This window comes from Streptomyces mutabilis (genome assembly GCF_014649815.1).
Taxonomy (GTDB): domain Bacteria; phylum Actinomycetota; class Actinomycetes; order Streptomycetales; family Streptomycetaceae; genus Streptomyces; species Streptomyces mutabilis.
Map to the genome: position 1 here is coordinate 14,691 of NZ_BMTT01000010.1, position 23,451 is coordinate 38,141.

Below are 23,451 nucleotides of genomic sequence, written 5' to 3' on the forward strand. Positions count from 1 at the left end.
GGCTCACACGCGTTCCGGGGGGTGGACCGGGCCCTTCCGGTCCACCCCCCCGGGGGGTGCGGCTGCGGTGGCGCCGGGGCGGCCTACGGGCGCCAGGCGGCCAGGACGCCCTCGTAGAGCTCCTTGTCGGTGAGCTCCTTCGGGGTCTCGCCGGCGAGGAAGTGAGAGGTGTTGGGTGTCTTGAGCTTGCGGAGGTAGTCGAAGGCCTTGTTCTCCCGGTCACCGAAGGCGACGAAGGAGAAGTGGACGTTCGGGTGGTCGGCCGCCGCCTTGGTGAGGGACTGGGTGGCGGGGGTCTTGGCGTCCGGGGCGCCGTCGGTCTGGAAGACCACCAGGGCGGGGGTGCCGGGGGCTAGCTTCTCGTGGCGGGCGAGGACCGCCTCCACGGCGGCGTGGTAGCTCGTACGGCCCATGCGGCCGAGGGCGCCGTGCAGCTCGTCGATCTTGTTCTCGTGGTCGGTGAGGGTGAGCTCGCCGGTGCCGTCCACTTCCGTGGAGAAGAACGTGACGTGGACGGTGGCCTCGGGGTCGAGGTGGGCGGCGAGGGCGAGGGTCTGCTCGGCGAGGGCCTGGGCGGAGCCGTCCTTGTAGTACGGGCGCATGGAGGCGGAACGGTCGAGGACCAGGTGGACGGTGGCGCGGATGCCGGTGAGCTCGCGCTTCTTGAGGGCGGCCGCGGCGGCCTTGTAGGCGGTGGTGAGGCCGGGGGCGCGGGTGCGGATGCGGGCTGCGGGGGTGGCGGGCTTGGGGGGCGCCTCGGCTTCGCCTTCGGTGGGGGTGTTCCCACCCGCACGATCCGTGCTGCTCTCGTCGTCGGGTGCGGGTGGCCCCTGGGGGGCGGGTCCGCCGTCGGCGGCTGACGGTTCGGGGGCGGGGTCGGGGGCGAGGGCCGGAGCAGCCTTCGGCTCCGGCTGGGGCTCGGGAGCCGCGTCGGCTGTGGGCTCCGGCCGGGCGTCGGCGGTGGCGTCGGTCGTGGGCTCCGGCGCGGTCCCAGGGGTCGCGGGCGCTGTGGGGTCAGCTGCGGCCTGGGGCTCGGCCTCGGCTTCCGGCTTCGGCTCGGGCTCCGGGGGCGCCTCGGTCTCGAGCTTCGGCTGGGGCTCGGCCTCGACCGCGGGCTCCGTTCGCTTCGGCTCGGGCTCGGGCTCCGGCTGGGGCTCGGGGGCCGCGTCGGCTGCGGGCTCCGCCTCGGGCTCGGTCTCGGTCCCGGGCTTGGGCTCCGCCCCGATCACGGGCTTGGGCTCGGGCTCCGCCTCGATCACGGGCTCGGCTTCGATCACCGGCTCCGCCTCGATCACGGGTTCCGCCCGGGTCTCAGGAGCCGCCGCCGCTGCGGGTTCCGCGTCGGCCAGTGGCTTCGGCTCAGTCTCGGCCGTGGGCTCTGTCACGGTCTCGGCGACCGGGGTCGGGGCCGGGTCCGAGGCCGGAGCCGGAGCCGGAGCCGGAGCCGGCGCCGGGTCGGAGGCCGCGGCCGGGGTCGGGTCCGAGGACTCCGTCGGTTTCGGGACGGTGACGTTGGCGAAGGCGGCCTTGACGAGTTCGTGCTCGTCGGGGGCGGCCGGTTCCCGGCGGGGCTCGGGGACCTGGGCGGATTCCGACGGGGCCGGCTCCTCGACCGGCTCCGCGGGCGCGGTGGGCTGGGACGGGAGCTTCGGCTCCGGCGCGGTGGCCGGCGGTGCCGTCTCCTGCACCGCACCCTCCGCCTGGGCGGCCCGGTCTTTGCGTGACCGGCCGAACGCGTTCCGCAGGAGAGTGAGAATGCCCATGTGCGCAACCCTTCGCGTGAGTTGATGCCCGTAGATCCCTGGCCAGGACGGACACGTAAGGTTAGCGGCCCCGACTTGTGATCTTGTGCAGGGTCTGCCACGGAAGCACCGGCGCGTCAAGGCGGGATCGAGACGCCGCACGAATTCCTTCCCGGCTGCCACGGGTTCACCCGTCGTTCACCGCGACGCCCGTCTCCCGCACGTATGTGCACCTACGGTCGCGCTGATACCAAGGGCATACGAGGGCATCTCAGGGAGAACACAGTGCGCAAGCTGCTGCCGTTGATCGGAACGCCGTCCGGTTCGCACCCCGGCGGCCGGTCCGCCATGACCTGCCGTTTCCGGTGTGGTGACGCCTGCTTCCACGAGGTGCCCAACACCAGCTCCAACGAGTACGTCGGCGACGTCATCGCCGGCGCGCTCAGCCGCCGCTCCATGATGCGTGCCGCCGCCGTCGTCACCGTCGCCGCGGCGGGCGCCGGTGCCGCGGGCGTGGCCGGGGCGCCGTCGGCGCAGGCCGCGCCGGCGGCCGGAAAGGGACCCGGGACCGGAAAGCCGTCGAAGACGGACGGTGCGCGCGGGCTGCGGTTCGCGCCCGTCGCGCCCAACACCGACGACGTGGTGACCGTCCCGGAGGGTTACCGGCAGGACGTCGTGATCCGCTGGGGCGAGCCGATCCTGCGCGGTGCGCCCGCCTTCGACCCGGAGAACCAGACCGCGAAGGCGCAGGCGGGGCAGTTCGGTTACAACAACGACTTCCTCGCGCTGCTGCCGCTGCGCGGTGAGCACGGCCGGCAGGTCCTCGTCGCCAACCACGAGTACACCGACGAGGTGCTCATGTTCCGCGACTACGACCCCGAGAACCCGACCCGCGAGCAGGTCGAGATCGCCTGGGCCGCGCACGGCCTGTCCGTCGTGGTCGTGGAGGAGGAGCGCCGGAGCGGGAAGCTGACGCCCGTCACGCGGCACCGCCTCAACCGGCGGGTCACCGCGACCACCGAGTTCCGGCTGACCGGCCCGGCCGCCGGGTCCGAACTGGTGAAGACCTCCGCCGACCGCACCGGCCGCAAGGTCCTCGGCACCCTCAACAACTGCTCCGGCGGCACCACCCCGTGGGGCACGACGCTGCACGGCGAGGAGAACTTCAACCAGTACTTCGCCAACAGCAGCCGGGCGACGGACAAGCGCTACGGCATCGGCACCGGCGCCACCGAGCGCAAGTGGGAGCGTTTCGACAAGCGGTTCGACGTGGCCCAGGAGCCGAACGAGCCGCACCGCTTCGGCTACGTCGTCGAGCTGGACCCGTACGACCCGGAGTCCACCCCGCGCAAGCACACCCTGCTCGGCCGCTTCAAGCACGAGGCGGCGACCGTGCGGCTGACCGACGACGGGCGCCCGGTCGTCTACACCGGCGACGACGAGCGGTTCGACTACTTCTACAAGTTCGTCGGCAGCAAGCGCATGCGGCACGGCAACTCCCGCTCGGCCCGCGAGCACAACCTGTCGCTGCTCGACGAGGGCACCCTGTACGTCGCCAAGCTCTCCGGTGACTCCCCCTCGATCGAGATCGACGGCACGGGCAAGCTGCCGAGCGACGGCGAGTTCGACGGCAGCGGCACGTGGATCCCGCTGGTCACCGCCACCGAGGACGGCGCCGTCTCGCACGTCGAGGGCATGACCGCCGAGGAGGTGTGCGTCTTCACGCGGCTCGCCGGTGACAAGGTCGGCGCCACCAAGATGGACCGTCCCGAGGACATCGAGCCCTCGCCGAAGACCGGCAAGGTCTACGTCGCCCTCACCAACAACTCCAACCGGGGCAGGACCGGTTACGCCGGTCCCGACGAGGCCAACCCGCGCAACTCCAACAAGCACGGCCACGTCCTGGAGCTGACCGAGCGCTGGAACCGGGCCGACGCCACCCGCTTCGCCTGGTCGCTGTTCCTGGTCGCCGGTGACCCGGAGGACCCGGCGACGTACTTCGCGGGCTTCCCCAAGGACCGGGTCAGCCCGATCTCCTGCCCGGACAACGTCGCCTTCGACGACCACGGCAACCTGTGGCTGTCCACCGACGGCAACGCGCTCGGCAGCCACGACGGCCTCTTCGGGGTGGCGACCAAGGGTGACCGGCGCGGTGAGCTGAAGCAGTTCCTGACCGTGCCGACCGGCGCGGAGACCTGCGGCCCGCTGATCCAGGACCGGCGCGTGCTGGTCGCCGTGCAGCACCCGGGCGAGGTCGACGGCGCCTCCGTGGCGGAGCCGGCCAGCACCTGGCCCGACGGGCCCGGCACGTACGTGCGCCCGGCGGTCGTGGCGGTATGGCGCGCGGACGGCCGCGACATCGGCGTCTGAGCCCGGTCCCCGAACGCGGCTCTCCCGCACGGGGCCGGTGTCAGCCGGCCCCGTGCAGCGTGAGGTCGACGACCAGGGCCCGGTGGTCGGTGTCGGCCAGGTCCAGGAACCGGGCGCGGTGCGCGGCGAACTCCTCGGAGACGAGGACGTGGTCGATCTGCACGCCGAACGCCGGGGCGGTCCGGGCCGGCCAGGTGACCGTGCGGTCGGCCCCGGCCAGCCGGGCCGCGTCGTACAGCCCCGTGTCGAGGATGCGGCGGAAGGCGGCGTGGTCCTGGGAGGCGTTGAAGTCCCCGGCGAGGACGGTCGGGGTTCCGTCGGCCCCGGCGGCGGCGTCGCGCACCGCGTCCAGTTCCTCGCGCCACAGCCCGACCTGGTCCGGCAGCGGCGGCATCGGGTGGGCGAGCTGGAGCCGTACGGCGTGGCCGCGCACGTCGGCGACGGCGCCGGGCATGCCCATGGTGCCGGGAACGCCGGGGGCGGCCTCGAGCGGGAAGGCGCTCAGGATGACCGAGCCCTCGGAGCCTCCGCCCTCCACGGCCCGCCGGTGCGGGTAGGCGGCGGCGAGTTCGCGCCGCAGCGCCGCGTCGCACGTGTACTCGCACTCCTGCACGAACACGAGGTCCGGCTTCTCGCGCCGTACGGCGGAGACCAGCTCGTCGGTGCCCTGGCCGAACTCGACGTTGGAGGTCAGCACCCGCAGGTCGGCGAGCGGCGGCCCGGCGGGCTCGGCGGTCTTGCCGTACGGCTCGATGAACCACGCCAGCAGCCCCAGCAGCGCGACTCCCCACACCGCCCCGGTCCACCACCGGGCGAGCAGCGTCAGCAGCAGTCCGGCGCCGACCGGTACGAGCAGCCAGGGCAGGAAGGCCAGGAGCTGCGGCACGGGGGTGACGCCGTCGGTGTCGACGACGCGGCAGCCGACGACCACGCTCACCCCGGCGAACAGCAGTCGCGCGCACCACGCCCCGAACCGCCGCCCTCCGGAGCGGCGGGCCGCCGGCCGGTCGCGGGAGTCCGTCCACTCGCCGGTCGCCGTGTCGGTGTCCAAGTCCCGGCCCTTCGCTCGCGGGTGCGGTGCCTGCCTTGCGGTGCCGTGTCTCGCGGGGCCTGCCTCCGCGATGCCCGGATCCTCCCTCGAAGACGGGAGCGGCGGGTGGAAAGTTGCGCCTCCCCGTGCTTCCGCGACTTCCGCGTGCCCGGTGGGGAGGGCGGTTCAGAGCCGGGCGCGGGGCGGCCGGGACGGTGCCGGGTCGACGGGTGTCCCCGCGGGCGCCCGGCGGCGGCTCAGCAGGTGGCCGTACCGGCCGGTGAGCCAGGAGGCGAGGGCGACCGCGAGGCCGAGGCCGACCAGCAGCCAGGCGGCGGTGCGCAGAGTCTCGGTGAGGGCGTCGTAGACGACGCCCGCGGCCGGGCCGTCCACCGCGCCGGGCAGTCCGGCGAGGGTGACCCGGCGGCCGATCACGACGGCGAGGGCGAGCAGGGCCCCGCCGAGGGCGGTGCCGATCCCGGCGGCCGTGACCGCGCGCCGGCGGCAGGCGGCGACGGCGATGCCGGTGAGCGCGAAGACGACGGCCGCGAGCGGCAGCCAGAAGGCGGCGACGTCGAGCACGTGGTAGCCCTTCCTGAGCCGGTCCGCCTCGTGGGCCGGGAGCACGGTGACCGCGGTGTGCCGGACCGGGATGCGCCGCGTGAAGGGCACGTTGTCCTCGGCGAGCCGGTCCTTGACTCGGGCGGTGACGGGGGCCAGGTCGACGGTGACGGGGCGGCCGGCCGTCCGGTCGTCCCGCAGGGCGCGCAGGACGGCCTCGTGCACGGTCCGGTTGGCCTCGTTCCAGCCCTCGCGGAAGGCATCGGTCCGCGTGAACGACCGTGCCGCGTCCTCCACGAAGTCCCGCACGGTGCCGTGCAGCGGGCCGGCCGCCGTGTCCTCGCCCGCGACGCCGTCGCCCACGGCGTCCGCGACCGCGTCCCGGACGTCCGGGTCCCCGGCGAGCGGGGCCATGACGGCGACGTACCGCCCGGTGTCGGCCAGCCCGTACGCCGCCCAGGCGGCCAGCGTGCCGCACGGCGCGAGCAGGCAGGCGAGGGCGATCAGGGTGGCCGACAGGACGGTGCGAGGACGTGGGGACACCTCTCCAGGCAAGGGCCCGCGGGCGGCGGGGGCGACCGGGGCGACTGCATATGGCCGCCCCGGGCCCATCGAACGGGCGCCGCCGCGGTCCGCCCGCATACGCGTGGGCGGGCGTGCGGCTTCCGGGGGTGGGTGTGAGTCCGCGCGGCTTCCCGGGGAGCCGCACGGGCGCGTGGCTTTCCCGGGGACGCCGTGGCGGCGCGGCGGGGAACCGGTCGTGCTCCCCGCCGCCTCCCCTGACCGGATGCCGCGCGGCCCCTCAGGCGATACGGTGGCCCTCCGCGTCCTCACAGGTGTAGTAGCGGTAGAACAAGGCGCCGGCGACCGCGGCCGCGACCAGCAGGGACACCGGGACGCAGGTGAACATGGCCACGCCGCTGAGCGAGTACAGGAACCCCACCGTGCTGCCCGCGAACGCGCCCCACAGCCCCGCGTGGCCCTCGCGGGGCAGCCGTTGGGCGACCGCGCGGACCACGGCGTAGAGGATGGCGAAGGCGAGCGCGGTCAGCAAGCCGAACAGCAGGTGCCAGCCGGTGACGGGGCCGCCGCGGCGGCTGATGGACGCGGCCCAGTAGCCGTAGACCAGTGCGGCCAGGACGGGCAGCGCCCACTTAGCCACCAGGTGGGTCCGCTCGCTGAACACGTCGGGCAGGGCGTTCGCGACCGGCAAGTCAGGATGCGGGCCACCGGGGACCGTGTTTCGCTGGGGCCCGTGAGGGGTCGCGTCCGCAGGCCGGTGCGCGGCCGGTGGCGGCTGCTCGGCCGGCTCGTCCACGCCGCCGGCCGGGGCGACGCCGTGTCCCGGCACGAACTGCTCAGCGTGCGCGGCCACAGCGTGGCCTGGCTGTTCCCGCTGCTGATGCTCGTCACCATCGCGGCGATCGACACCGCGACCGGCGCCTTCCACATCATCTCCTGGACCGTCCTCGTGCCCGGCGTCGCCGCGTCGATCTGCGGAGTGCGGGTCACGGCAGCGTTCGCGGTCGCCGCCGTCGCCGTCTACGTCCTCGCCGACACCACCTGGCAGCACCGCGAGCAGACCGGACTGTCCGGCCTGATCCTCGTTACCCTCGGCGGGTCCATCGCCGTGCTGGCCGCCGCGGTCCGGGTCGGCCAGGAGCAGCGCATGCTGCACATGCGGGACATCGCCGAGACCACCCGGCGCACCGTGCTGCGCCCGATCCCGGCCGGCTTCGGCGGCCTCGACCACGCCGCCGTCTACCTCTCCGCCGACACGGTGGCCCGGGTCGGCGGCGACTTCTACGACATCCAGCCCGGCCCGCACGGCACCCGCGTCCTCGTCGGCGACGTGCAGGGCAAGGGGCTGGGCGCGGTGGAGACGGCCGCCGCGCTGCTCGGCAGCTTCCGCGAGGCCGCCTACCACGAGCCGGACCTCGCCACGGTCGCCGAACGCCTGGAGATCCGCATGCGCCGCCACCGCGCGCACACCACCGCCCTCGGCCGGTCCGACGGGGACCGTTTCGCCACCGCCGTGCTGATCGGCTTCAGCCAGGACCTGCCGGACGCCGTCGAGGCCGTCGTCTTCGGCCACGAGCCCCCGCTGGCCGCCGGACCCGGCGGCGTACGGTTCCTGCCGGTCACCGGCGGGCTGCCGCTGGGCATGAGCGACCTCCTCCCCGGTCCGTCGGCACCGCCGGTCACCCGGCAGGCCCTCGGCCCCCGCGAGACGCTGCTGCTGGTCACCGACGGGGTGACGGAGGCGCGCGACGCCGAGGGCTGCTTCTACCGGCACGCCGACGCCGTCGCCCGCGCCGTCACCGCCGACCCCTCGAACGCCGCGCCGTCCCGGCTGGTGGCGCTCGTGCGGGACGGCACGCTGCGGCACTGCCGGGGACGGCTCTCGGACGACACCACGGTCTTCGCGGTACGGCGCAGTGGCGGACCGGCGTACGGCTGAGTGCCCCGCTTTGCAGCCGCAGCGGTTACCGTGCTGCCGTACGTGATCGACAGGGGGAGGGGACATGCCCGGAACCGTGCTGCTGCTCGCGGCGTCGCCCGTGGGCAAGGGGTGCCTGGTGGACGCCGCCTCCGTGCTCCCGGTGCTGGCGGCCGTGGAGCCCGCCGTGCTCTCCGGCGCCGACACCGCGAACGTCGTCGAGCTCGCCGACCCGCTGGAGCCGCAGGCCGTCCTCACCCGGCTGCGCGCCGCCGCGGCGGCCCCCGGACCGCTGACCGTCTACGTCGTCGGGCAGCTCCAGCTCGACCGGCGCCAGCGCCTGCCGCACCTCGCGCTGGCCCGCACCACCCCGGCGACCGTCCGCTACACCGCGCTGCCCTGGCACTGGATCAAGGAGGAGCTGAGGCTGCGGCCGAGCGGCGCGACGACGCTGCTGCTCGACCTGCACGCCGACCAGGAGACCTGGGCGTGGCTGCGGGCGAACCCGCTGGACTGCGGTCGCAACAACGCGGTTCACGGTCGCATCGCGCCGCCGCCCTCGCGGCGGACGGTGGCCACCCCGGCGTACATGCGCGCCGTGGCGACGATCCTGCGCAGCGGGCACCGGCCGCCGACGGACCAGCTGCACCAGCAGGCGCTGGCCCGCGTCGCGGCCGACGCCGCGGCGAGCGGCACGCCGGCCGGGGCGGACCTGGTGCTGACCGTGCCGGGGCCCGCCGCGGGCGACCCGCACGCCGTCATCGCCGCCGCCGTGCAGTCCGGCCGGCACGCGGACGCGGACGCGCTCGCCGCACGGCACGAGGCGGCCGCCGCCCACGCGCACGGGGCCGCCTCCGAGGACGCGCTGCACTGGGCGGAGGTCCGGGCCGACCTGGCGATGTTCGCGGGGGACCCGGTGCGCAGCTGCCGGGCCTGGCTGACGGTCGCCCAGACCCGCCTGGGCGCCGGGCAGCCGCCCGGCGCGCCCGCCGTGGAGGCGGCCGTCGACCGGGCCCACCACCAGTGGGGCCGGGTCCGCGACGCCGGTGCCGCCCGTGAACTGGGTACGGCACTCGCCGCGCTGCGGGGCCGGGTGCCGGGCCGGCGCGAGGGCGCCCTGGACCATGTGCAGCGGGAGCTGAGCCGGTTGCAGACACAGGGCTGAGCGCGGCGGCCCGGAGGCGCACCCGGCCGGTGTGCGCCCGCGTGCGCGTCATGGAAGCGGCGTACGGACCCTCCCCCGCGCGCAACAGCGGTGCCATGATGGTGAGTTATGGCTGAGGGGGATGGAGTGGTGACGCGCGGTATCCGCATCCGGCTGGACGGGACCGCGAGCGAGGGCGACATCGGCGCCCTGCACAAGTGGCTCGAACGGGAGAAACCGCTCGCCGATCTGGCCCGGACCGACCAGCTGCGCATCGACGAACGGAGCCGGACCGACGAGGCCGGCGCCCCCATGGGCATCGGCATGGACATCGTCGTGGCGGTCATCGGGGGCGCCGCCGGCGCGATGTTCCAGACGGTGGTGGACCAGGTCATCCGTTCCGTGGAGGCCTGGCGGGCCAATCGCCGCGCGGTCGAGGACGGCGAGCCTCCCGAGGCCAGCGTCGAGCCGGTGCGTCCCGACGACAGGTAGGCGGCCGGTGACCGGTCACGACCCGCGGGGGAAGGCGAACACCGGTTGCGACCCGCGTGGAAAGGCGAACCGGGCGCTGCTGGTCGGGGTGTCCGAGTACGACAACACGGCACCCCCGGACGGTGTGCCCGGCGACCTCCCGGCGGTCAAGCACAACCTGAACCAGCTGGCGGAGGCACTGCGGCACGGCGGAGTGTTCGGCGACCGGGAGATCGCGGTGTGCCGTTCCCCCGACCAGGTCACCTTCGGCCGGGAGCTGTGGACGGCCACGAAGGAGGCCGAGGGCGTCCTGCTGCTGTACTTCGCCGGGCACGGGGCGATACCGAACGCCGGTGACGAGCTGTTCCTCCAGATGCGCAACGCGCGCGTGGTCGCCGGCGGGCACGCGGTCTTCCCCGGCGCGGAGATGTTCAGCACCGTGCAGGCGGTGCTCGCCGCCAGTCCGGCCCGGCGGATCGTGATCGTCCTCGACTGCTGCTTCGCGGGCAACGCCGCCTGGATCCGCCCCGATCCGCGGGACAAGCGGCGTGTGCTGCTGCTGATGAGCGTGCAGGCCAACCACCGGATCGACGCGGGCGATCCCGAGACGCCGACACCGTTCACCACCGAACTCGTGGCGCTGTTGAAGGCGGGCGGCGACGTTTCGTTCCGCGCGCTCGCGGACGGCCTGCGTGCGCGGATGGCCGCCGCCGGGCACCGGACGGTGCGGGGTGACGCCTGGGAGCCGGAGAGCCGCGTCGAGCCGGGGGAGGACGTACTCCTCACCGCCGGTGCGAAGGGTCTCGACGGGTCGGCCGGTCCTGCGCCTGGACTGGGGCCCGGGGCTGTGCCTGGTTCCGTGCCCGGCTCTGGTCCTGCGCCCGGTCCTGGTCCTGGCCCCGACCCCGCGCCCGGCCCAGGGGCCGTCCGCCGGGCCCTGAGGCGGCTGGTCAGGCTGCTGGGTGCCGTCGGGGGTGCCGGGCGGGTGCTGGTCCGCGGCATCGTTCGGATCGCGGACTCCCTGGTGCCCGGGCCGGAGCCGGGCGGATGGGCCCGGCGGCTGGTCGTCGGGGCCGCGGTGCTGCTCGTCCTGGCCGCCGGCGGCTTCGGCGTCCACCAGCTCACCGACCGCCCCGACGGCCCGCCCTCCTGCGCCCCGCCCCTGGAGCTGCGCGTCCTGACCGACCCCGACCTCGAACCGACCGTCCGGGCCGCCGCCGACGCGTACCTGACGTCCGGGGAGAACACCACCGGCGAGGGCTGCCGGCTCAGCGGCATCACCGTCTACAGCGCGGGCGCCGCCGACGCGGTCACCGCCTTGCGCAAGCAGACCCGCGCCTGGCAGGAGCCCTCCGACGACGACACCAACCCGCAGCGCGACGTCGGCCCGCAGCCCGACGTGTGGATACCCGGCTCGCCCGCCGACGCCGCCCGGGTCACCGCGGGGCAGGACACCGACGCCGTGGCCGAACTGGACGCCGACGAGGAGCCCATCGCGTACTCCCCGATCGTGCTCGCCGTGCCCCAGGGTCTCGCCGCCGACGCCCGCGACGAGCGCACCGGCCCGCCGCTCACCCGCATGATCGACGCCCTGCGCGCCCGGGACGCGTCCGCCCGGGTGCGCCGCCCCGACCCCGAGCACACCGACACGGGGCTGCTCGCGACGATCGGCCTGTACCGCGGAACCGGCGACACCGCCCCGGACCTCCGCCGCGCCGAGGACCGGGTCGCCCAGACCGGCCCGCCCGCGCCGACCGCCGCCGAGCTGCTGTGCTCGCTGCCCGACGACGACGCCGTCGACAACCGCACCGCGGCCCTCGTCCCGGAGTTCCTGCTGAGCAGCGGCGTGGGCTGCGACAGCGCCCGCCGCACCCCGCGCATGGCGCAGTACCCCGGCGACGTACCCGGCCTGGAGCCCCTTTTCGTCCGGGTCCGCTGGCAGGGCGCCGACCGCGACCGGGCGGACCGGGACCGCGCGGCGGACGGCTTCCGGCGGTGGCTCACCGGCGAGGGGGGCCGGGCGGCGTTCGCCCGGGACGGCTTCCGGGCGGCCGACGGTGACCGTGCCCTGCTGTATACCAAGGCCGACGGAGTGCTGCACGCGCCGTCCCCGCTGACCGAGTCCGCCGGACGGGACGCGATGGAGGCGTCCCTGGAGGGCTACAAGGGCGCCAACGGCCCCGGCCGGGTGCTGTTCCTGCTGGACGGCTCCGGCTCGATGGCCGGCCAGTGGGAGGGACCCAGCGGCGGCCCCGGCCTGCTGAAACAGTCCCTGGGTGGCCTCGGCGAACGGGACGAGTACGCCGTGTGGGAGGTGTCCGGCACAGGCGGGGACCCGTACGAGCCCCTGCTGTCCTTCGGCCGGCACACCCGTGGGGAGGCCGAGCGCACCATCGACCGCGAGGCCCGGGTCCGGGACGCCGAGGCCGACCCGCTCGGCGCGCTGCTGGCGGCGCTCGACGCCATGAGGCAGCGCGGAGCCGAGGACGAGCGTCCCGGGCTGATCGTCTTCGTCACCGACGACGAGGACGTGGGCGCGCTGAGCGGCGACCGCTTCGGCGACCTGCTGGTCCTCGCCCGCGCGGTGGACGTACCCGTCGCGATGGTCTCCCTCAAGGGCGGCGCGTGCGACGAGGGGAAGCCGGACGCCCAGGTCTCCGAGGCGAGCGGCGGCCGATGCGTCGACGCCGACGAGGACCTCGGCGCCGCCCTGCACGACGAGGTCGCGCGCATTGGCACGGGGGAGGCCTGATGCTCCGACGGCGGCGAGTACCGCGACTCCGGCAGCCACAGGAATCACGGCAGCCACCGGGATCACCACAGTCACAGAAACTGCGGCAATCACAAGGGCCTGGACCGTCACAAGAGCCACAGCAGTCACAGCAATTCCCGCAGTCGCAGCGGCCACGGCGTCGTCGGCGCCGGTGGCCCGCCGTCCTGCCGGCCGCGCTGTTCCTGCTCCTGCCGACCGCGTGCGGCGGCGGTGACGACGGCGGCCCCGCCGCGACCCCCTCCACCGGCGTACCCGGCGACATCGTGGTCGCCAGCGGCCGGGACGTCACCGGCAAGAACGGCATTCGCCAGCGGCTCATCGACGCCTGGAACACCGAGCAGGAGAAGGCGGGTACCGGCTACCGCGCCCGGCTGGTCGAACTGCCCGGGAACGCCGACGAACAGCGCAGCCAGCTGCTCGGCGCGCTCCAGTCCGGCAGCGCCGCCTACGACGTGGTCAACCTCGACGTCACCTGGGTCCCGGAGTTCGCCGCCGCGGGCGTGATCAGCCCGCTGCCCGGATCACTGCTCGACAAGGACGTCATCCCGGCCGTGGCGAGCACGGCCCGCTGGCAGGGCGAGGTGTACTCCGCGCCCTTCAACAGCGACGTCGGCCTGCTCTACTACCGGCGCGACCACCTGCGGCAGGCGGGCGTCGAGCGCCCCGACCTGGCGGGCGGCCTGGACTGGCCGCAGCTCAAGCGCCTGATCTCCACCCTCGACGACCACAAGCCCGAGGGCTACGAGAAGGGGTGGACGACCCAGCTCGCCGGCTACGAGGGGCGCACGGTCAACGCCGTGGAGGCGTTCGCGTCCGCCGCGGGGGGCGTGTTCGCGCTCACCGACGAGGACGGCCACTACGACGCCACCGTCGAGGAGCTGACGGAAGGAATCACCGAACTGCGCCGCCGCACCGAGGCGGGGACCGTCCTGCCGGACGCGTTCGACTCCGACGAGGCAGCCTCCCTCGGCGACTTCGCCGCCGGCCGCACCGCCTTCCTGCGGCACTGGCCGTACGTGTACCCCGCGCTGCACCAGTCGTTCCCGGGCGGCGACCGGCTCGGTGTGACCGCGCTGCCGGGGCGGGCCGTGCTCGGCGGCCAGAACCTCGCCGTGACCGCCGGGTCGCCCCGGGCGACGAAGGCGGCCGAGCTGATCAGCTACCTGACCGGGAGGGAGAGCGAACGCTGCCTGCTCGACGCCGGTTTCGCGGCGACGCGCACCTCGGCGTACACGGACGACGCGGTGACGTGCGCGGTGGCCGCCGCGGCGCCCTCGGCGGCGCCGACCGGCGAGGGCGCCGACACCGTGCCGCGCGACGCAGCAGGGCGGCCGGAGTACGCCCGCGACGTCCTGCTGCCCGCACTCCGGGACGCGGTCCACCGTCCGCGCACACCGCTGTACGGGGCGTTCACCCAGACCTTCACCACCGAACTGGGAGCCCTGTTCGCCGACGACCCGCCGGGCGACGCGGAACTGGCGCGGCGGCTGGACAAGGCGCTGCGGCGCGCCCTGCCGGACTGACCGGCCCGGTGGCCGGCGGCCCGGCAGCGGTGCTGAGCGGTGAGTGGCCGGCGGTCGGTCGCCAGTGTGGTCAGTGGTCCACGGTGACCAGCGGGTCGGCGACGGATTCCGTGACCGCGTCCGTGACCGGGGCGGTGTCCTGCTCCGTGGCTGGCGCCGGGGCGCGCGCCGTGTCCGCCGGTCCCGCGTTCGAGGCCAGCACGAGGTACGCCACGGCGGTGACGGCGGCGGCTACGGCCCTGGCGTGCCTCCCCCAGTGCCTGAAGGGCCTGGGAGGTACCCCCGGGGCGGTGTGTGTGCGTACGGGCACGGCGTCCTCTGCGGATCGTGTCAAGTGCGGTTAAGCGCGCTTAATCCGCGGTTTAACCTAGAGCCGTCGGGGCAGAACGGCAAGAGCCACAGGGGGAGTTGGCAGTGGGCGACCGCGACGACCGGGGGACCATCGGACGCAGGGTGCAGCGGCTGCGGGCGGAGCGCGGGATGACCCAGCGACAGCTCGCCGAGCCGGCGTACACCCCCGCCTACATATCCACCCTGGAGGCCGGCCGTGTCCGCCCCTCCGAGGAGGCGCTGCGGCACCTCGCCGAACGGCTCGGCGTCGGCTACGAGGAGCTGGCCACCGGACGCCCGGCGCGGCTCGCCACCGATCTGCGGCTGCGGCTCACCGAGGCGCAGCGTGCGCTCGCCACCGAGGGCGCCGAGGAGGCGGCCGGGCAGTACGCCGGGTTGCTCGCCGAGGCCGAGGCGTACGAGCTGCCCGAGGAGCGGGCCGCAGCGCTGCTCGGGCTCGGCGAGTGCGCCGTGGAGACCGGTGAACTGATCGCCGGACGCCAGTACTTCGAGCAGGCCGAACAGTGCCTCGCCGACGCCGGCGCCCCGCTGCCCGCCCGCGTACCCGCCCTGCGCGGACGTGCCCTCGCCCACTACCTCGCCGGTGAGCTCCGCTACGCCGTCTACCTCCTCGAAACCACCCTCGACGAGCTGAATCGCGGCGGCCTGCACGACCCCGACGCGCTGCTGCTCCTCTACGCCAGCGCCATCGGCCCCTACATGGACATGGGCGCCCACGCCCGCGCCGCCCAGGCCGCCGAACTCGCCCTCGCCCTCGCCCCCAACGCCGGCGACCCCGCACTGGTCGCCCGCATGCACCGCTCCGTCGCCCGCACGCTGCTCGCCGAGGGCCGCCTCGCCGAGGCCGACGCGTCGCTCGCCAAGGCGGCCGAGCTGTACCGCACGCTGCAGCTGCGCACCGAACTGGCCAACTGCCACTGGATGCGCGGCTACGTCAGCGCCCAGAACGGGGAGCTGACCCGCGCGGAGGCGGAGATGCGGGAGGCCCTCGACATGCTCTCCGCCAGCCGCGCCACCCTCTACAGCAGCCAGGTCGCCGTCGAGCTGGCCGACGTACTGCACCGGCGGGGCAAGTCCGCCGAGGCCGCCGAACTGCTGCACGGGGTGCTGGACGACCTGTCCTCCGAACGCGGCGCCGTGCACTCCGCGGGCGCGCACCGGCTGCTCGGCATCATCGCCGAGGACGCCCGGGACACCGAGGCGGCCGAGGAGCACTACGTCCGTGCGCTGAGCCTGCTGGAGCGGGCGGGCGCGGCCGGCGACCTGGCCGACCTGTGTCGGCTCCTCGGCGACCTGCTGCGCCGCACCGGCCGGGTGGAGGCGGCCCTGGACGCCTACCGCACCGGCCTCGGGCACCGTACGGCGCCCGGTACGACGACCCTGGGGCCGGCGCCCGCACAGCCACCGCTGTAGGGAATCCTGGGCGGCGCACAGCGGCGCCGGTTAGCGTGCCGGCAAGGTATGCGACCAGCGGAACGAGGCACGTGGACGACCAACGGGTGGTGACGGGACGGACGGTGGCGGACGTCGTGCGGCTCGCCGTGCGCGCGCTGGTGCACGTCGTGCTCGGCGGCACCGCGCTGCTCACCATCGCGACCGTCGTCTCGGTGCTGGGGCCGACGCTGGCGCTGGACCTCTACACGCCCGCGGTGGCCGCCTGGTGGACGGTGTTCACCGCCGTCGTCGTCCAGGGCGTGCCGTTCCTGCTGCTCGGCACGGTCGTCTCGGCGGCGATCGGGGCGTTCGTGCCGGAGCGGGTCTTCCGCCGCCTGCTCCCCCGCAACCAGGCCCTCGCGGTGCCGGTCGCCGGGGCGGCGGGCGTGGTCCTGCCGGGTTGCGAGTGCGCGTCGGTGCCGGTGGCCGGGAGCCTGATGCGGCGTGGGGTGGCCCCGGCGGCGGCCCTCGCCTTCCTGCTCTCGGCGCCCGCGATCAACCCGGTGGTGCTGGTGGCCACGTCGATCGCGTTCCCCGGGCAGCCCGCGATGGTCGGCGCGCGCCTGGTCGCCTCGCTCGCGGCGGCGGTGGTGATGGGCTGGCTGTGGGCCCGGTTCGGGAAGGACGAGTGGCTGCGGCTGCCGAGGACCCGCACGGCTCCGGAGGCTTCCTCCCGGGGCTGGGCCGGCTTCGTCGCCGGGCTGCGGCACGACTTCCTGCACGCGGGCGGCTTCCTGGTGGTCGGCGCGGGCGCGGCGGCTGCCTTCAACATCGCCGTCCCCCGTTCCGTCCTGGACGTCTTCACCGACTCGGCCTGGCTGTCCGTGCTGCTGCTCGCGGTCCTCGCGGTGGTGCTGTGCGTGTGCAGCGAGGCGGACGCCTTCGTCGCCGCCTCGCTGAGCGGGTTCTCGCCGACCGCGCGGCTGGCGTTCATGGTGGTGGGGCCGATGGTCGACCTGAAGCTGATAGCCCTGCAGACCGGCACCTTCGGGCGGGCCTTCGCGGTGCGGTTCGCGTCGGTGACGTGGGTGGTGGCCGTGGCGAGCAGTGTGCTGGTGGGGTGGTGGCTGCTGTGAGGCGGTACGGACCGGCGGTCCTGCTCGCGCTGACCGGCGCGGCGGTGCTGCGCATCTCGCTCTTCGGCGACCTGTACCTGCGGTACGTGCAGCCGGGTCTGCGGCCGTACCTGATCGTGTCCGGTGCGGTGCTGGTGCTGCTCGCGGTGGTGACGACGGCGACGACGGCGCGTGCCGCGCGGGAGGCCGCCGGGGAGGACCGGGGGTTCGAGCGCGACCTCGGCCCGGCACCCGACGACCGACCTGCGGACGACCACGCGCCCGACCACGCGCACACCCACGGACCCGCCGGCCCCCGCTTCGCCTGGCTGCTCACCCTGCCCGCCCTCGCCCTGCTGCTGTTCCCGCCGCCCGCCCTCGGCTCCTACAGCGCCGAGCGCGAGGCGGCGCAGCGTGCGGCGCAGGGCGTCGGGACCTTCCCGGCGCTGCCGTCCGGGGACCCGGTGGAGCTGACCCTCGCCGAGTTCGGCTCCCGCGCGGTCCACGACAGCGGACGGTCCCTCACCGGCCGCACTGTCCGCCTGACCGGCTTCGTCACCCGCGACGACGACGGGGCCTGGTATGTCAACCGGCTCCAGGTCTCCTGCTGCGCCGCCGACGCCACCACCGGCAAGGCCGAGATCCGCGGGTTCGGCGCGCCGCCCGCCGACACCTGGGTCACGGTCACCGGCACCTGGCACCCGGAGGGCGCGCTCGGCTCGGACGCGGCCTGGCCGCCGGTCCTCGACGCGACGGACGTACGGCGGGTGGAGCAGCCCGCGAACCCGTACGAGAAGCGCTGAGAGTCCGTACGCGACCTGCCGGCAGCCGTGTTTCCCCCGTTCGGGCACGGGTAGTCGAGCCTGCGGCCGCGTCGGAGAAGGAGGCGGTGCGCGTGCGGCCCAGCGAGGAACCCGGGTGGCACCCTGACGGGACACGCGCCGCCGAGGCGCTCGCCGCCCAGGTGCGCGGCGCCCCGCCCGGAGAGGTGCCGGGCCGCCTGTGCCGGATGGCGGTGCGGCTGCTGCCGGTGACCGGCGCGAGCGCGTCGCTGCGCGGCGAGGGCGTGCCGGTGCGGCTGTGCGCCAGCGGGGACCGGGCTTCGTACCTGGCGGAGATCCAGGCCACCCTGGGCGACGGCCCCTGTGTGAGCGCCGCCGAGGCGGGCGCCCCGGTGCTCGCCTGCGACCTGACGTCGGACACGGACGCGGGACGGTGGCCCGTCTTCGCCCAGCAGGCGACGGCCGTCGGCGTACGGGCGGTGTACGCGCTTCCGCTGGGCAGCGACGCCGTGTGCCTGGGCACCCTCGACCTCTACCGGGACACCCCCGGCGGGCTGACCGGCCCCCAGCTGAGCACGGCACGGCTCGTGGCCGGGGTGATGACGGTGGCGCTGATGGCGCTGCCGCGCGGGGAGGATGCCTGGCTGGACGAGTTGGCCGGCGACCACGACGAGGTGTACCGCGCGGTCGGCATGATCATGGCCCAGCTGGGTGTCGGCGCCGACGAGGCCCTGGCCCGCCTGCGCGCGGACGCCTTCGCCCGCGGCCGCAGCGCCTACGACGTGGCCCGCGAGGTACTGGCCCACCGCCAGCGTTTCGAGCGCGACCGATAGGCGCCGCCGGACGGGGTGCCCGGACGCGCGATTGACAGAGCACGCCGGGCGAAGTTTCCTAACTGGTGAACGGCACCCGCGACCGACGGGGGCCAGGACCCGCGACCGACAGTCCTGTCGGGCGGGGTGCGGGACCCGCGGCCGACAGGTCCCGCCGGACAGGGTGCCGGACCCGCCACCGACAGGGACGGCCGGACAGTGAGCCCGGCCCCGCCACCGACAGCCCCCGCCGGACACGGACGCGCCTAGACCTGCGCCCGCCCCTGCCGTCGTACCTCCGCCAGGCGTTCCGCGCCCGCCTCCACGGCCGCCAGGGTCGCGTCGTCGGCCGGTTCGTCAAGGGTGCCGTTGGTGAGGCTGATCGCGTCGTCGCCGAGGCGTACGGCGGCGAGGGACACCGTGAGGACGGCGTCCTCGGCGTGCACCGTCACCCGCAGGCCCTGCCGGGCGTCCCCCGCCTGGGGCAGTGTCACGTCGGTGACCCGGACGTCCCGGGGGGCGCCGCGCGCGGCGCGGGCCGTGAAGTGCCCGCACGTGTCCGCCAGCGTGCCGAGCCAGGCCAGTGTGCCGTCGATGTCGGCGGCGCGGTGGGAGGTGATCCGGTAGTGGAGCTGGGCCCCGCCCGTCACCTCGTCCAGGGCGGTGGCGGCCCGCGGGGCGGTGGCGGCGCCGAAGAGGTCCTCGGTGTAGAGGACGTCCAGCAGCCGGGCGCAGTCGGGCCGCTCGGCGGTCGACTTGAGCACCGCGTCCCGCCAGGTCGCCGCACCCCGCGTCGGCTCCCACGCTCCTTCCAGGTCGGCCGCCGTGATCAGGGCCGCCCTCGCCTGCCCCCGGGTGAGCACGGGCGGCACGGTGGCGGGCGGAAGCGCGGCCGGGGACTGCGGGGTCGCCGACGCGGTGCCGGCCGGCCGGTCCGCCCCGCGCCCGCCGGTGGAGCAGGCGGCCGCCGTCAGCACCAGCACCGCCGAGAGCGCGGCGGCGGGCAGCGGGCGGGCGGCGAGCGCGGCGTGCTGCATCGGGGTGCCTCCTGGAGGGCCGGGGCGAACGGCGCCGTTCAGGGCCGGTCGCACCCTCCACGGCACCACCCCGCCCGCCCCGCCACCAGCGTGCGGGTCCGTCCGGGTGAGCAGGCCCGGGCCCGGACGGTGGCCCCGGGGCCTACAGCGCCAGCCACACCGTCGTGTCGGGCCCCAGGCGGCCGTCCTCCAGCGGCGCGCTGCTCAGCAGCACCTCGCCGGCCGGCCGGTCCACCACTCGGTCCGAGAGGTTGGTGACGCAGCGCCAGCCGGCCGAGCGGTCGAACTGGAGGACCCCGTCCGGGACGTCGTCCGCCCAGGTCAGCGACTCCCCGTCGAGCAGCTTGCGGCGCAGGCGCAGGGCCGTGCGGTACAGCTCCAGGGTCGAGCCCTCGACGCCGTCCTGGGCGTCGACGGCGTACGCCGCGAAGCCCGGCGGCTGCGGCAGCCACGCCGCGCCCGCGCCGAAGCCGTACGACGGCCCCTCCGTCGTCCACGGCAGCGGCACCCGGCACCCGTCGCGGCCCTTGCGGACGTGCCCGGTCTGCTCCCAGATCGGGTCCTGGAGCACCTCGGTGGGCAGGTCGGCCACCTCGGGCAGTCCCAGCTCCTCACCCTGGTAGACGTACGCCGAGCCGGGCAGCGCCAGCATCAGCAGCGTCGCCGCGCGGGCCCGGCGCAGCCCGGCCGCCTCGTCGAGGGCCGGGGCCCGGCCGCCGGACAGCAGCCAGGCGTCGGTGTCGGTGCCCGGCGGCAGGACCAGGCGGGAGGCGTGGCGGACCACGTCGTGGTTGGAGAGCACCCAGGTCGCCGAGGCGCCGGCCGCGCGGGCGTCGGCGAGCGAGCCGGTGATGATCTCGCGCAGCTCCGCCGCGTCCCACCCGGCTTGCAGGTACTCGAAGTTGAAGGCCTGGCCCAGTTCGTCCGGACGGGCGTACAGCGCGCGCCGGGCGCCCGGCACCCAGGCCTCGGCGACGGCCATCCGGGGCGGCGCGTAGGTGTCGAAGATCTTGCGCCAGTCGCGGTAGACCTCGTGGACGTCGTCGCGGTCGTAGAAGGGGTGGGTGCCCGGGGCGAACTCGGTGAGCGCCCTCTCGCTGCTCAGCTCGGGGGAGCCGAGGTCGCGCAGCGGCTCGGTCAGGTCCTTGACCAGCGCGTGCGCCACGTCGACGCGGAAGCCGTCGACGCCCCGGTCGCACCAGAACTTCAGCGTGGTGCGGAAGTCGGCGCGGACCTGCTCGTTCTCCCAGTTCAGGTCGGGCTGCTGAGGCGCGAAGAGGTGCAAATACCACTGCCCGTCCGGCACCCGCTTCCAGGCGCTGCCGCCGAACACGGACTGCCAGTCGGTGGGCGGCAGTTCCCCTTGGTCGCCGCGGCCGTCGCGGAAGACGTAACGGTCGCGGGCCGCCGAACCCGGGCCCTCCGCCAGGGCCTCGCGGAACCACGCGTGGCGGTGGGAGGTGTGGTTGGGGACCAGGTCGACGATCACCTTCAGACCCAGCCGGTGGGCCTCGGCGGCCATGGCGTCGAAGTCGTCCAGGGTGCCGAGGCGGGGGTCGACGTCGCGGTAGTCCTCGACGTCGTAGCCGCCGTCGGCGAGTTCGGAGGGGTAGAACGGGCTGAGCCACAGGGCGTCGACGCCCAGGGCGGCCAGGTGGGTCAGGCGTTGGGTGATGCCGCGCAGGTCACCGAGCCCGTCGCCGTCGGCGTCGGCGAAGCTGCGGGGGTAGACCTGGTAGATGACGGCCTGCCGCCACCAGTTGGGGTCCTTGGACGACAGGTCGGGCGTGCTGGCGGTGCTGCGTACGGACACGCGGTCTCCTTCGCGGTGCGTGCGGGCGACACGAATAGATCTGTCCACATCACCCGAAAAGTGAACCCGTGCGCCCGCGACGCGCCGGGCACCGCACACCTTGGCGCCGGCGCGGGGACCGGTGACCGGAGTGCTCCGCCTCCCCTCACCTCCTCCTCGGCGCGTCCTCGGTCCCCACCGCGCACGGGCACCGGCTCCGGCTTCGAGAACGCGGCCCGGCCGGTCCTAGTCCCGCGGTGCCAGGGTGCGCAGGACGTCGAACTCGTTGCCTTCGGGGTCTCCCGACACGCGTGTCTAGCAGTTCTGGAGATACGCCCGATGGCAGCAAAAGCGCAGGTCAGCGCGGGGGATGCAACTAACTCACTCGGGGTAGGTATGGAGACCCAACCCCGCGCACTGTCCGCTGTCCGTCTGTCGGTGGAGACCGACGAAACCACCTCGCCCGGCCGCCAGCGCGCCGCCAACGAGGGGGCCGCCGCATCCGTCGGTGCCCGCATCATCGGGGAGGCCGTAGACCTCGGAGTCAGCGCGTCCAAGACCACGCCCTTTGAGCGGCCGGAACTCGGCCCGTGGCTTGCCCAGCCGGACAGCTTCGACGTTCTGTGTTTCTGGCGATTCGATCGCGCCGTTCGCAGCATGGCGGATATGAACGCGCTTGTGCAGTGGGCGCGCGAACACCGGAAAGTGATCGTGTTCGCTGAGGGACCGGGCGGCCGTCTCACGCTGGATTTCCGCAGTGGCGTGGATCTCATCACTCAACTGATTCTCCAAATCTTCGCGTTCGCCGCTGAATTCGAGGCGCAGTCCATCCGTGAACGTGTCCTCGGGGCACAGGCAGCCATGCGCGGAATGGATCTTCGGTGGCGCGGTTCCCGCCCGCCGTACGGATACGTTCCCGTTCCGCTGGAATCCGGCGGGTGGACGCTGGCACCGGCCACCGAGGAAATCCCCGGATGCGGTCCCGCCCCGGTCGCTGTCATTGAGCGGATCATCCGTGACTTGATGGGAGATCCGGCACAGGGCGTGAACGGCAAGACCGTGAGTGCCATTGCCGAGGAACTGAACAACGAGGGAGTTCCCTCTCCCCGTGACTGGTGGGCACTGGCCAAGGGGCGGACGACTGGAGGAAAGACGGGCGGGGCCAAGGGACAGCGCGTGACCCGTGAGCGGTTCAAAAGCTGCTGCGTTCCCCGGCGTTGCTCGGTTGGAAGACGCACGACGGCAAGCCTGTGCGGGACAGCGAGGGACGGCCGGTTATGGCGACGGCTGACCCGATCCTGACCCGCGCCGAGTACGACCGGGTAGGCGCGCTGCTGGACGCCCGGAGCATCAACAACCGTGAGCGGAAGGACACGAACGCGCTGCTGCTCGGAGTGGTCCACTGCGTGAGCTGTGGGGGCCGTATGTACCTCAACGCGCAGACCGGAAAAACGCCCACCTACAAGTGCAACAGTCATGCGCGCGGGGACAAGTGCGAGGCACCGGCGAATGTTCGGGGAGATTGGGCCGACGAATACGCGGAGCGGGAATTCATCGCTGCGGTCGGTGGGCTGCACGTGACTCGCGTTATCGAGATTCCGGGATATGACCCGGCCCCCGAGATTGCGGCGACGCTGGCCGAGTTTGAGGAACACCAGCGGCAGGAAGGGCGGCAGAAATCGCGGGCAGCGCGTGAGGCATGGCAGCGCCGGGCAGACGCCCTCGACGCCAGGTTGGCCGAACTGGAGGCGACCCCGGCAACTCCCGCCCGCCGCGAGGTGATCGGCACCGGCCGGACGTACGCCGATGAATGGCGGGACGCTGACACAGCGGGACGCCGTCGAATGCTGCTGGACGCTGGCGCGCATCTCACGGTGAAGCGGGGACGGCCGGGCGGTTGGCGACGGCTGGACGAATTGCGGGTGGTCTTCACGCTGCGGGACGCCGACCACGCCGAGGCGGCGGAATGGGCGGAACACACGGCCTTTGACGCCGTGTAAGCCACGCAGACACCCTTGGGCCCACCCTGACATCTCACGTCAGGGTGGGCCCTTCGCATGCCTGACAACCGATGCCGCCCCAGAGGCTCCAGAAAGGCCCTGAGCGCCCTTCTAACGCCCTAAGCCCACGGGTG

The 23,451-nt window shown here is 74.5% G+C and carries 19 protein-coding genes; 12 read left to right on the top strand and 7 right to left on the bottom strand.

Annotated elements, in window-relative coordinates; genetic code table 11:
* Positions 1–83 precede the first annotated feature (83 nt).
* Entirely contained in the window at positions 84–1,763 is a 1,680-nt protein-coding gene (locus IE142_RS20615; protein WP_191887122.1) for a VWA domain-containing protein, read from the bottom strand.
* A gap of 264 nt (positions 1,764–2,027) precedes the next feature.
* On the opposite strand from IE142_RS20615, the gene IE142_RS20620 reads away from it, so the two are divergent.
* Complete coding sequence (locus IE142_RS20620; protein ID WP_191887123.1) at positions 2,028–4,112, top strand: PhoX family protein; 2,085 nt, start codon at positions 2,028–2,030, stop codon at positions 4,110–4,112.
* A 40-nt stretch (positions 4,113–4,152) separates the two neighbouring features.
* Here the strand turns inward: IE142_RS20620 and IE142_RS20625 are convergent, their stop codons facing one another.
* From IE142_RS20625 to IE142_RS20635, 3 genes are all read right to left on the bottom strand, one after another.
* Positions 4,153–5,163, bottom strand: coding sequence for an endonuclease/exonuclease/phosphatase family protein (locus tag IE142_RS20625; RefSeq protein WP_191887124.1), 1,011 nt, complete (start codon positions 5,161–5,163; stop codon positions 4,153–4,155).
* Positions 5,164–5,328: 165 nt separating this feature from the next.
* On the bottom strand, positions 5,329–6,246 hold the full coding sequence (locus IE142_RS20630; protein ID WP_191887125.1) for a hypothetical protein: 918 nt from the start codon (positions 6,244–6,246) through the stop codon (positions 5,329–5,331).
* Between the two features lie 259 nt (positions 6,247–6,505).
* Complete coding sequence (locus IE142_RS20635) at positions 6,506–6,916, bottom strand: hypothetical protein (protein WP_191887126.1); 411 nt, start codon at positions 6,914–6,916, stop codon at positions 6,506–6,508.
* Between the two features lie 6 nt (positions 6,917–6,922).
* Between IE142_RS20635 and IE142_RS20640 the strand changes: the two genes are divergently transcribed.
* From IE142_RS20640 to IE142_RS20660, 5 genes are all read left to right on the top strand, one after another.
* The gene (locus IE142_RS20640; protein ID WP_191887127.1) at positions 6,923–8,164 is read left to right on the top strand and encodes a PP2C family protein-serine/threonine phosphatase; all 1,242 of its coding nucleotides are present in this window, start codon (positions 6,923–6,925) and stop codon (positions 8,162–8,164) included.
* A gap of 64 nt (positions 8,165–8,228) precedes the next feature.
* Positions 8,229–9,308: a hypothetical protein gene (locus IE142_RS20645; protein WP_191887128.1), complete on the top strand. Its 1,080-nt coding sequence runs from the start codon at positions 8,229–8,231 to the stop codon at positions 9,306–9,308.
* A 108-nt stretch (positions 9,309–9,416) separates the two neighbouring features.
* Entirely contained in the window at positions 9,417–9,779 is a 363-nt protein-coding gene (locus IE142_RS20650) for a hypothetical protein (protein WP_043371456.1), read from the top strand.
* Between the two features lie 7 nt (positions 9,780–9,786).
* Positions 9,787–12,510, top strand: a complete 2,724-nt coding sequence (locus tag IE142_RS37380; RefSeq protein WP_191887129.1) for a substrate-binding domain-containing protein — start codon at positions 9,787–9,789, stop codon at positions 12,508–12,510.
* 185 nt (positions 12,511–12,695) lie between these two features.
* Positions 12,696–14,054 (top strand): extracellular solute-binding protein, encoded by a 1,359-nt coding sequence (locus tag IE142_RS20660; protein WP_191887307.1) that lies wholly within the window; start codon positions 12,696–12,698, stop codon positions 14,052–14,054.
* Positions 14,055–14,124: 70 nt separating this feature from the next.
* On the opposite strand, the gene IE142_RS20665 is transcribed toward IE142_RS20660, so the two are convergent.
* A complete protein-coding gene (locus IE142_RS20665; RefSeq protein ID WP_191887326.1) occupies positions 14,125–14,268 on the bottom strand; it encodes a hypothetical protein in 144 nt (47 codons plus the stop codon).
* Between the two features lie 200 nt (positions 14,269–14,468).
* On the opposite strand from IE142_RS20665, the gene IE142_RS20670 reads away from it, so the two are divergent.
* The 4 genes from IE142_RS20670 (at position 14,469) to IE142_RS20685 (ending at position 18,509) form a co-directional block, all read left to right on the top strand.
* Positions 14,469–15,818, top strand: a complete 1,350-nt coding sequence (locus IE142_RS20670) for a helix-turn-helix domain-containing protein (protein ID WP_191887130.1) — start codon at positions 14,469–14,471, stop codon at positions 15,816–15,818.
* A 71-nt stretch (positions 15,819–15,889) separates the two neighbouring features.
* Positions 15,890–16,915, top strand: a complete 1,026-nt coding sequence (locus IE142_RS20675) for a permease (RefSeq protein WP_229830731.1) — start codon at positions 15,890–15,892, stop codon at positions 16,913–16,915.
* A complete protein-coding gene (locus tag IE142_RS20680; protein ID WP_191887309.1) occupies positions 16,912–17,697 on the top strand; it encodes a TIGR03943 family putative permease subunit in 786 nt (261 codons plus the stop codon). The genes IE142_RS20675 and IE142_RS20680 overlap by 4 nt, the downstream gene beginning before the upstream one ends.
* Before the next feature lie 86 nt (positions 17,698–17,783).
* Entirely contained in the window at positions 17,784–18,509 is a 726-nt protein-coding gene (locus IE142_RS20685) for a GAF and ANTAR domain-containing protein (protein ID WP_229830732.1), read from the top strand.
* A gap of 245 nt (positions 18,510–18,754) precedes the next feature.
* Here the strand turns inward: IE142_RS20685 and IE142_RS20690 are convergent, their stop codons facing one another.
* Complete coding sequence (locus tag IE142_RS20690) at positions 18,755–19,525, bottom strand: hypothetical protein (protein ID WP_191887131.1); 771 nt, start codon at positions 19,523–19,525, stop codon at positions 18,755–18,757.
* 142 nt (positions 19,526–19,667) lie between these two features.
* Positions 19,668–21,338 (bottom strand): glycoside hydrolase family 13 protein, encoded by a 1,671-nt coding sequence (locus IE142_RS20695; RefSeq protein WP_191887132.1) that lies wholly within the window; start codon positions 21,336–21,338, stop codon positions 19,668–19,670.
* Positions 21,339–21,755: 417 nt separating this feature from the next.
* Here IE142_RS20695 and IE142_RS36825 point away from each other — a divergent pair, with 417 nt between their 5' ends.
* The gene (locus IE142_RS36825; protein WP_229830734.1) at positions 21,756–22,619 is read left to right on the top strand and encodes a recombinase family protein; all 864 of its coding nucleotides are present in this window, start codon (positions 21,756–21,758) and stop codon (positions 22,617–22,619) included.
* Positions 22,595–23,317: a recombinase zinc ribbon domain-containing protein gene (locus tag IE142_RS36830; protein WP_368857237.1), complete on the top strand. Its 723-nt coding sequence runs from the start codon at positions 22,595–22,597 to the stop codon at positions 23,315–23,317. The genes IE142_RS36825 and IE142_RS36830 overlap by 25 nt, the downstream gene beginning before the upstream one ends.
* Positions 23,318–23,451 lie beyond the last annotated feature (134 nt).

Excerpts from the sequence above, each read along its gene's own strand:
- IE142_RS20640 (WP_191887127.1), top strand. The coding sequence starts at position 6,923 with ATGCGGGCCACCGGGGACCGTGTTTCGCTGGGGCCCGTGAGGGGTCGC.
- IE142_RS20690 (WP_191887131.1), bottom strand. The coding sequence starts at position 19,525 with ATGCAGCACGCCGCGCTCGCCGCCCGCCCGCTGCCCGCCGCCGCGCTC.
- IE142_RS20615 (WP_191887122.1), bottom strand. The coding sequence starts at position 1,763 with ATGGGCATTCTCACTCTCCTGCGGAACGCGTTCGGCCGGTCACGCAAA.
- IE142_RS20645 (WP_191887128.1), top strand. The coding sequence starts at position 8,229 with ATGCCCGGAACCGTGCTGCTGCTCGCGGCGTCGCCCGTGGGCAAGGGG.
- IE142_RS20650 (WP_043371456.1), top strand. The coding sequence starts at position 9,417 with ATGGCTGAGGGGGATGGAGTGGTGACGCGCGGTATCCGCATCCGGCTG.
- IE142_RS36830 (WP_368857237.1), top strand. The coding sequence starts at position 22,595 with ATGGCGACGGCTGACCCGATCCTGACCCGCGCCGAGTACGACCGGGTA.